This window comes from Streptomyces sp. NPDC046759 (assembly GCF_040645475.1).
Classification (GTDB): domain Bacteria; phylum Actinomycetota; class Actinomycetes; order Streptomycetales; family Streptomycetaceae; genus Streptomyces.
This window is the reverse complement of sequence record NZ_JBEYYJ010000029.1, coordinates 125,795-134,132: the sequence shown is the minus strand read 5'-3', so window position 1 is coordinate 134,132 and position 8,338 is coordinate 125,795. Positions and strand designations below refer to the sequence as shown.

7 protein-coding genes and 1 rRNA gene are annotated in these 8,338 nt (G+C 72.3%); 3 read left to right on the top strand and 5 right to left on the bottom strand.

The window, feature by feature from the left end:
- Positions 1-139 precede the first annotated feature (139 nt).
- Positions 140-256: ribosomal RNA gene (gene rrf / locus ABZ919_RS32325) — 5S ribosomal RNA — on the top strand.
- 100 nt (positions 257-356) lie between these two features.
- On the opposite strand, the gene ABZ919_RS32320 is transcribed toward rrf, so the two are convergent.
- The 5 genes from ABZ919_RS32320 to ABZ919_RS32300 form a co-directional block, all read right to left on the bottom strand.
- Positions 357-1,667 carry a DUF58 domain-containing protein gene (locus ABZ919_RS32320; RefSeq protein ID WP_361254685.1) on the bottom strand — a complete coding sequence of 437 codons (1,311 nt, stop codon included), beginning with the start codon at positions 1,665-1,667 and terminating at the stop codon, positions 357-359.
- Positions 1,667-2,656: a MoxR family ATPase gene (locus ABZ919_RS32315; RefSeq protein ID WP_361254705.1), complete on the bottom strand. Its 990-nt coding sequence runs from the start codon at positions 2,654-2,656 to the stop codon at positions 1,667-1,669. The genes ABZ919_RS32320 and ABZ919_RS32315 overlap by 1 nt, the downstream gene beginning before the upstream one ends.
- Positions 2,656-3,852 carry a DUF4350 domain-containing protein gene (locus ABZ919_RS32310; protein WP_361254682.1) on the bottom strand — a complete coding sequence of 399 codons (1,197 nt, stop codon included), beginning with the start codon at positions 3,850-3,852 and terminating at the stop codon, positions 2,656-2,658. The genes ABZ919_RS32315 and ABZ919_RS32310 overlap by 1 nt, the downstream gene beginning before the upstream one ends.
- Complete coding sequence (locus ABZ919_RS32305; protein WP_361254702.1) at positions 3,849-4,562, bottom strand: DUF4129 domain-containing protein; 714 nt, start codon at positions 4,560-4,562, stop codon at positions 3,849-3,851. The genes ABZ919_RS32310 and ABZ919_RS32305 overlap by 4 nt, the downstream gene beginning before the upstream one ends.
- Positions 4,563-4,632: 70 nt before the next feature.
- Complete coding sequence (locus tag ABZ919_RS32300) at positions 4,633-6,024, bottom strand: glycerophosphoryl diester phosphodiesterase membrane domain-containing protein (protein WP_361254679.1); 1,392 nt, start codon at positions 6,022-6,024, stop codon at positions 4,633-4,635.
- A 140-nt stretch (positions 6,025-6,164) separates the two neighbouring features.
- Between ABZ919_RS32300 and mtnA the strand changes: the two genes are divergently transcribed.
- Positions 6,165-7,307 (top strand): S-methyl-5-thioribose-1-phosphate isomerase, encoded by a 1,143-nt coding sequence (gene mtnA / locus ABZ919_RS32295; RefSeq protein WP_361254676.1) that lies wholly within the window; start codon positions 6,165-6,167, stop codon positions 7,305-7,307.
- A gap of 340 nt (positions 7,308-7,647) precedes the next feature.
- Entirely contained in the window at positions 7,648-8,337 is a 690-nt protein-coding gene (gene mtrA, locus ABZ919_RS32290) for a two-component system response regulator MtrA (protein ID WP_191870552.1), read from the top strand.
- The last annotated feature ends 1 nt before the right edge of the window (position 8,338 follow it).

The window sequence follows — 8,338 nt, the reverse complement described above, 5'->3', positions numbered from 1 at the left end:
AGGTAACTGGTGGAGGTGACCGGTACTAATAGGCCGAGGGCTTGTCCTCAGTTGCTCGCGTCCACTGTGTTGGTTCTGAAACCACGAACAGCCCCGCCGATATTGGTTCGGTGGTGCGGCGTTCACAGTTTCATAGTGTTTCGGTGGTCATAGCGTGAGGGAAACGCCCGGTTACATTCCGAACCCGGAAGCTAAGCCTCACAGCGCCGATGGTACTGCAGGGGGGACCCTGTGGGAGAGTAGGACACCGCCGAACAATTTTTCAGGGAAACCCCCGCACCACACGGTGCGGGGGTTTCTGCATTTCAGGGCAAGTGCGGAACTGCATTCCCCGAAGGGCGGCGGGGCCGAGGCGATCAGAGCCGGCCCGCCGCCTTCAGGGCCAGATACGCATCCGCCAGTGCCGGTGCCAGGTCATCCGGCGTCGCGTCCACGACTGTCGCCCCATGCCTGCGCAACTGCTCAGCGGTGTGCTGACGTTCGCTGTGCGCCTGGGCCGCTGCTGCGGCCTCGTAGACCGCCTCGGTGTTGCCCCGAGCCTCGGCCATGCGGGCGACATGCGGATCGGCCACCGAGGCGACCATAAGCGTGTGCCGTCGGGCGAGCTGCGGAAGTACCGGGAGCAGCCCCTGTTCCACTGGAGCGGCATCCAGCGTCGTGAACAGCACGATCAGGGACCGGCGCGGTGCCGTACGCAGGGCCGCCGCACTGAGCCCGCGGGCGTCCGTCTCGACGAGTTCCGGTTCCAGCGGGGCCATGGCGTTCACCAGGCCCGGCAGTACGTCGCCGGCGGAGCGGCCCTGGACCAGGGCGCGCACCCGGCGGTCGTACGCCAGAAGCGCCACCCGGTCGCCGGCACGGGACGCCAGGGCCGCCAGGAGGAGTGCCGCGTCCATGGAGGCGTCGAGGCGCGGCGCGTCGCCCACGCGACCCGCCGAGGTCCGGCCTGTGTCCAGGACGAGCAGGATGTGACGGTCGCGTTCGGGGCGCCAGGTGCGGACAGCGACGGCGGACTGGCGGGCGGTGGCCCGCCAGTCGATCGAGCGGGTGTCGTCTCCGGGGACGTACTCGCGCAGGCTGTCGAACTCGGTTCCTTCGCCGCGGGTCAGCACGCTCGTGCGGCCGTCGAGTTCACGCAATCGGGCGAGTTTCGACGGGAGGTGCTTCCGGCTGGTGAACGGGGGAAGGACTCGTACCGACCAGGGCAGCTTGTGGGTGCCTTGGCGGAAGAACAGGCCGAGCGGGCCGTAGGAGCGGATGGTCACGCGGTCGGCCCGGCGGTCGCCGCGGCGGGTGGGGCGCAGCCGCGTGGTCACGCGTCGGCGTTCGCCCGGGGGGACGGTCAGCCGGTGGCGGGAGGCCTCGGTCTCGGTGCCGGCCTGCCAGCTGCTAGGTGGCCACGCGTCCCGTAGGTGTGCCCGCAGGGGGCGTCGGGAGGGATTGGTGAGCGTGAGCGTGACATCGGCGGTTTCGCCGAGACGGGTGGAGCTGTCGCCGGAGCGGGACAGGACGAGCCGTCGTACGGGGGCGGCGAGCGCGTAGTCGCAGGCGCAGGCGAGCGCCAGGGGACCGTTGACCGCGAGGATGCCCGTCCAGCCGGGTTCCAGGATGCCGACGGGGATCGAGCCGAGGGCCGCGAGGAGGGCGGCGCGGCCGGTGAGCGCCATCAGCGGGGGACCGGGACGTGGGCGAGGATCGCGTTGATGACGGAGTCCGCCGTCACGCCCTCCATCTCCGCCTCGGGACGCAGCTGGATCCGGTGGCGCAGAGTGGGCAGGGCGAGTGCCTTCACGTCGTCGGGGATGACGTAGTCGCGGCCCGTCAGCCAGGCCCAGGCGCGCGAGGCGGCCAGGAGAGCGGTGGCACCGCGCGGGGAGACGCCCAGGGTGAGGGAGGGCGACTCGCGGGTGGCGCGGCAGATGTCGACGACGTAGGCGGTGATCTCGGGGGAGACGGCCGTCTTGGCGACCGCGGCGCGGGCCGCTTCCAGGTCGGCGGCGTCGGCGACGGGGCGTACGCCGGCGGCGCGCAGGTCGCGCGGGTTGAAGCCCGAGGCGTGGCGGGTGAGGACGTCGATCTCGTCCTGCCGCGAGGGCAGAGGGATCGTCAGTTTCAGGAGGAAGCGGTCCAGTTGGGCTTCCGGGAGGGGATAGGTGCCCTCGTACTCGACCGGGTTCTGGGTCGCCGCGACCAGGAACGGCTCGGGGAGCGGGCGAGGGCTGCCGTCGACGGTGACCTGGCGCTCCTCCATGGCTTCGAGGAGGGAGGACTGGGTCTTGGGCGGGGTGCGGTTGATCTCGTCCGCGAGGAGGAGGTTGGTGAAGACCGGGCCTTCCTGGAAGGAGAACTCGGCGCTCCGGGCGTCGTAGACGAGGGAGCCTGTGACGTCGCTGGGCATCAGGTCGGGGGTGAACTGGACGCGTTTGGTGTCGAGTTCGAGTGCCGACGCGAGGGCGCGCACGAGCAGCGTCTTGGCGACTCCTGGGACTCCTTCGAGGAGAACGTGTCCGCGGCACAGGAGGGCGACGACGAGGCCGGTCACGGCGGGGTCCTGGCCGACCACGGCTTTGGCGATCTCGGCGCGCAGGGCTTCCAGGGAGGCGCGGGCGGTGCTCGCGTCCCCGGCCTTCCCGGCGTTGTCAGTGGTCGGGTCCATCATGAACGGCGTACCTCTCTTTCGAGGGCGTCGAGTTGGTCGGTCAGTGCGATGAGGGCCGCGTCGTCGCCGGGCGGCTGTCCGAAGAGGAGGGGTTGCAGGGCCCGTTCGCCGCCGGTGAGGTGGGCGGACAGGGCGGGGAGCAGGGCCTCGGGCGTGTGCGCCTGGGTGGCGGGGATGCCGACGAGGGGGGCGAGCCGGGTGCGGGTGGTGGAGCGAAGAGCGTCGGCCGCGCGGTCGCGGGCGTCGGCCTTGCGGTAGAGGCGGGCGCGGCCTTCGGCGGTCTCGGAGGCGCGGATCGCGACGGGGAGTTTCTCGGGCACGAGGGGCCCGAAGCGGCGTGCCCGCCAGAAGGCGGCGAGGACCGCTGCGACGAAGAGCTGCAGTGTGCCCCAGAGCCAGCCCGAGGGGAGCAGGTCGAGGAAGTCCTTCTGGCCGCCGGTGCCGGTGGCCGAGGTGTCGGAGAGCGTGGGGAGGTACCAGACCAGATGCGGGCGCGAGCCGAGGAGTTGGAGGGCGAGCGAGGCGTTGCCCTGCTTGTCGAGACGGTTGTTGTAGAGGATGTCGGGCGCGCCGAGCACGACGGTGTCTCCGCCCCCGGATGCCTCGGGGATGCGCAGCAGGGTGGCGAGGCGTGCGCTGGGGTAGCAGGAGTCGGCGTCGAGGTGGGTGGTGGTGTAGCGGATGCCGCCGGTGTCGGCGCTGCCCGCGCGCCGGGCCTCGGGGAGGGCGCAGTGGGGGGCGAGGGTGGTGTCGGCGCTGGTGGCGGGGTCCGCGGTGACTCCGGGCGCGAGGCGCCCGACGGAGGGGGTGCCGGCCGCGAGGAGGACGGTGCGCCCGCCGGAGGCGGCGATGGCCTTGCGCAGTCGGGTCTGCTGACTGCCGGTCAGCAGGTCGGGTACGGCGACGAGCAGGGTGGTGTCCGGACCGGCGGCGGCGCGTGCGGCCCCGAGTGTGGTGACTACGCGCGTGGAGACGCCCCGGTCGGCGAGGAGTTGGGCGACGGCGCGGCTGCCGTAGGGGTCGACGGAACGGGGGTCCAGTTCGCCGTGCCGGGTGGTGGAGCGTACGGCCGCCATGGCGACGGCTGCCGCGAGGATCAGCACGGCCGCGAGGGCGATGCCGCGCGCGCGGGTCCACACCTGGCGGGCGGTGGGCGCGGTGGAGGTGGTCGGCAGCGTGGCCTCGGTGGTCACTCGGTGGCCCCCTGGGGGGTGGTGTGGGCCGTGCTGGTGGGGCTGTGGGCGAGGGCGGGCCTGGTGCGTTCCAGGTCGCGGTCGAGTTCGGCGATGCGGTCGTACGACTGCTCGGTGGTCCTGCGTCCGCCGTATGTCACGTCGTCGAACTCGCGGGCCGCGGCGCGCAGCCGGTCGGTGTGTGCGGGCAGAGCACGGCCGGCCTCGGCGGCCGCTTCGTCGGCGGTGCGGCCCGGGCGGACGTCGAGCAGGGTCCGCTCCTCCAGGGAGCGGACGATGGCCCGCATGCGTTCCTGCACGGCCTGGTTCCAGTGGCCCTGGACCGCGTGTGCCTCGGCGGTCGCGCGGTGTTCGGCGGCGCTGCGCGGGCGGTCGTCGAACAGGACGGCGGCGGTGGAGGCGGGCTGCCGGCGCGGGGTGCCCAGACGCCACCACAGGGCGGCCAGGACGGCGACGACGAACAGGACCACGACGAGCAGGCCGACCGCGCCGCCGGGTGTCGCGGAGGCGGCCGAGTTGAACAGCCGGTCGAGCCAGTCCCAGAACGCGTTCAGCGCGCGCTGGAACAGCCCGGGGTCGTTCTCGTGGTACATCCGCTTGGACAGCTCGCGGCGAGCCGCCTCCCGCGCGGGATCACGCGGGATGGTCACGGGCGGCTCGTCTCCCGAGCCGCCCGCTGCGCGGAACGCCGTGTCCGTGGCGTGCAGCAGGCCTCGGACTGCCGTGGTGCCGGCGCCGGACGGGGCCGCCGTGAGTGCTCCCCCCGTGAAGCTCACCGCATCAGCTCCCCGGGACCGGACCGGGGGCGCCGGCGCCGTGGCCCTGGACACCGGCGGCGCGGGCCAGGTCGAGGTCGAGGGCCTCGCGGCGGATGCGCTGGTCGATGTAGAGCAGCACGGTGACGCCCGCGCTGATCGGCAGGGTGAGGGTGGTGCCGATCAGGGCGCCGATCCCCTGGACGATCAGGGCCGTCCAGCCGAGGTGTCCGCCGCTGGTCCCGAGCAGGTCACCGGCGCTGTCGCCACCCACGGCGGCCCCGATGACGGTGAAGGGGATGGTGATGATCGACGCGACGATGCCGGTGATGAGCAGGGTGAGCAGCACGATGCCGAAGGTGCGCCACCAGGCGCCGCGGACGAGCTTCCCGGAGCGCTTCAGGGACTTGAGGATGCCCTGCCGTTCCAGCATCAGGGCGGGCGCGGACAGATAGAAGCGGATTCCCAGCCATACGACGACGACGGCCGCCGCGAGGATGCCCAGGGCGAGCAGGGCGGCACCGCCGTACTTGTTGCCGGCGAGCAGGAGGAGGAAGCCGGGCAGGACACCGACGATCACGACACCGGCGAACATCAGGCCCAGCAGGATGAGCAGTCCGAAGAGCTTCGGAACCTGCGGACGGGCTTCGCGCCAGGCCTCACCGGCACTGACCGGCCTGCCGAGGACGGCGCGGCTGGTGATGGTGGTGAGCAGGGCGGTCGCGATGATGATGGCGACCGAGCGGATCACCGAGACGATCCCGGTGCCGATCATGGTCTCGCGCAGGGCGCTGAGCGCTTCGTGAGGGCTGGCGTTCGGGTCGTTGGCGCTCGCCTGGACGACGGCGTCGTTCAGGACGAAGCCCTGCAGCAGGACCATGCTGGTGTCGAGGAGGACAGCGACCGCCAGCGAGATGCCGAGCACCGTGCGCCAGTGCGTGCGCATGGTGGAGACGGCGCCGTCGAGGATCTCGCCGACGCCGAGCGGGCGCAGCGGGATGACGCCGGGCTTGGCCGCGGGCGGGGGGCCGCCCCAGCCGGCGCCCCAGGCTCCATGGCCGCCGGGGCCGCCGGGGCCGCCGTAGCCGGCGGGCGGGCCCCCGTAGCCGCCGGGCGGGCCCGCGTGTCCGCCTGCGTAGCCGCCGGGGTTGCCGGGCGGCTGTCCCGTCCAGCCCGGGCCGGGCGGCGGTGGGGCCTGCTGGGGGGTTGGGGCACCGGTGGGCGCGGACCACTGGCCGGGTGGCGGCTGCTCCTTGGACCACTTCACGCCTGCGCCCTGCGCGTTCGCATCCGACTGCGGTGCGGGCGCGGTGTGGCCGGGGCGGTCGGCGGGCTCGGCGGGACCGGACGGGCCGGGTTCCCGCCCCTCGGACGACGGGGCGGATCCGGGCGAGGCCCAGCCCGGAGTGTCTGTCATCGAAGCTCCTTCTCGGTGCCCGTCCGCGGTCGCGGCGGCAGGTTGGCTGCCATCGTGCCATGGGGTGGTCATCGGGGTACCGGCCGCGGTGGGAGCTCGATCCCTTCAATTGTCCGCCGGATCCGGGGCAGACTGACCGCATGGCTGATCAGCAGGCGCGAACCGATGGGGACAAGCGGCCGACCGAGATACCTGCGATCCGATGGGAGGAACCACCCGAAGGCCCCGTGCTGGTGCTTCTCGATCAGACGCGGCTGCCGGCCGAGGAAGTCGAGCTGGTGTGCACGGACGCGTCGGCGCTGGTGGAGGCGATCCGTTCCCTCGCCGTACGCGGGGCGCCGCTGCTCGGCATCGCGGGGGCGTACGGTGTCGCGCTCGCCGCCGCGCGCGGCTTCGACGTGGCCGAGGCGGCAAGCGCGCTGGAGAGCGCCCGGCCCACCGCGGTCAACCTGTCACTCGGCGTACGCCGGGCTCAGGCGGCGTACAGGGCCGCGCTGACGAAGACCGGTGATCCCACCGCGGCGGCGACGGCGGCGCTCGCCGCGGCGCGGGCGCTGCACCGGGAGGACGCCGAGGCCAGCGGCCGGATGGCCGTTCATGGTCTGGCGCTCCTGGACGAGCTGCTGCCCGGCGGCGGGCACCGGATCCTCACGCACTGCAACAGCGGTTCGCTGGTGTCCGGAGGCGAGGGCACGGCCTTCGCGGTGGCCCTCGCGGCGCACCGTGCGGGGCGGCTGCGGCGACTGTGGGTGGACGAGACACGGCCGTTGCTGCAAGGCGCTCGCCTGACGGCGTACGAAGCGGCACGCAGTGGCATGGCGTACACCCTGCTCACCGACAATGCCGCGGGTTCCCTCATGGCGGCGGGTGAGGTGGACGCGGTGCTGATCGGGGCGGACCGGATCGCGGCCGACGGCTCGGTGGCGAACAAGGTGGGAAGCTACCCGCTCGCTGTGCTGGCGCGGTACCACCATGTGCCGTTCATCGTGGTGGCCCCGGTGACGACGGTCGACCCGGACACCCCCGACGGGGCGTCCATCGAGGTCGAGCAGCGACCCGGCTACGAGGTGACCGAGGTCACAGCTCCCCAGGTGCCGGTGACGGGAGCAGGAGGCGGGATTCCGGTGGCACCCCTGGGGACCCAGGCGTACAACCCGGCGTTCGACGTGACGCCGCCCGAGCTGGTGACGGCCGTCGTCACCGAGGAGGGAGCCGTTTCACCCGTGACGGCCCAGGCGCTTGCGGAGCTGTGCGCGAGGACGGGGCAGACGGCCTTCAGCTGATGGGACGGCGTCGGACCGACCGGCGGAAACGGCCCCTCCTGCGGCGATCCGCGGCCAAGGGGCCGTGACGTCCAGCGGCGACACCAACGTCGCCAGGACGCGCGGCACGGTCACGGCACCCAGCTCTTGCCGCAGCACCCACACCTACGGCGCCGGGGCATGGTGTTGCGCCTTGGTGCGGCCCTCGCACCAGGCGCACTGAGGCGGGCGACGCCGAGCCGACACCCGCTGTCGACATCGACATCGACGGACAGGGGCAGACAGTGACGGGCCCGTACGACTATGGTCACCGGCCAGTGACCTCCCTCACCAGGGCGCCTGTCGCTGTTATGAGAATGGGATGATGTCGTTTATGAAGGGACGAGTCCTTGTCGTCGACGACGACACCGCACTGGCCGAGATGCTCGGCATTGTGCTGCGTGGTGAAGGTTTTGAGCCGTCTTTCGTAGCTGACGGCGACAAGGCGCTGGCCGCTTTCCGGGAGACGAAGCCCGATCTGGTGCTGCTCGATCTGATGCTGCCCGGGCGGGACGGCATCGAGGTGTGCCGGCTGATCCGGGCGGAGTCCGGGGTGCCGATCGTGATGCTCACGGCGAAGAGCGACACCGTCGACGTGGTCGTGGGCCTGGAGTCGGGCGCCGACGACTACATCGTCAAGCCGTTCAAGCCGAAGGAGCTGGTGGCGCGGATCCGGGCACGGCTGCGCAGGTCGGAGGAGCCGGCGCCGGAGCAGCTGACCATCGGTGACCTGGTCATCGACGTGGCCGGGCACTCGGTGAAGCGGGACGGGCAGTCGATCGCGCTGACCCCGCTGGAGTTCGACCTGCTGGTCGCGCTCGCCCGCAAGCCCTGGCAGGTGTTCACCCGTGAGGTGCTGCTCGAGCAGGTGTGGGGCTATCGGCATGCCGCCGACACGCGGCTCGTCAACGTGCACGTGCAGCGGCTGCGTTCCAAGGTCGAGAAGGACCCCGAGCGACCGGAAATCGTGGTGACCGTCCGTGGTGTCGGTTACAAGGCCGGACCGAGCTGAC

Excerpts from the sequence above, each read along its gene's own strand:
- ABZ919_RS32320 (WP_361254685.1), bottom strand. The coding sequence starts at position 1,667 with ATGGCGCTCACCGGCCGCGCCGCCCTCCTCGCGGCCCTCGGCTCGATC.
- ABZ919_RS32315 (WP_361254705.1), bottom strand. The coding sequence starts at position 2,656 with ATGGACCCGACCACTGACAACGCCGGGAAGGCCGGGGACGCGAGCACC.
- ABZ919_RS32300 (WP_361254679.1), bottom strand. The coding sequence starts at position 6,024 with ATGACAGACACTCCGGGCTGGGCCTCGCCCGGATCCGCCCCGTCGTCC.
- mtnA (WP_361254676.1), top strand. The coding sequence starts at position 6,165 with ATGGCTGATCAGCAGGCGCGAACCGATGGGGACAAGCGGCCGACCGAG.
- mtrA (WP_191870552.1), top strand. The coding sequence starts at position 7,648 with ATGATGTCGTTTATGAAGGGACGAGTCCTTGTCGTCGACGACGACACC.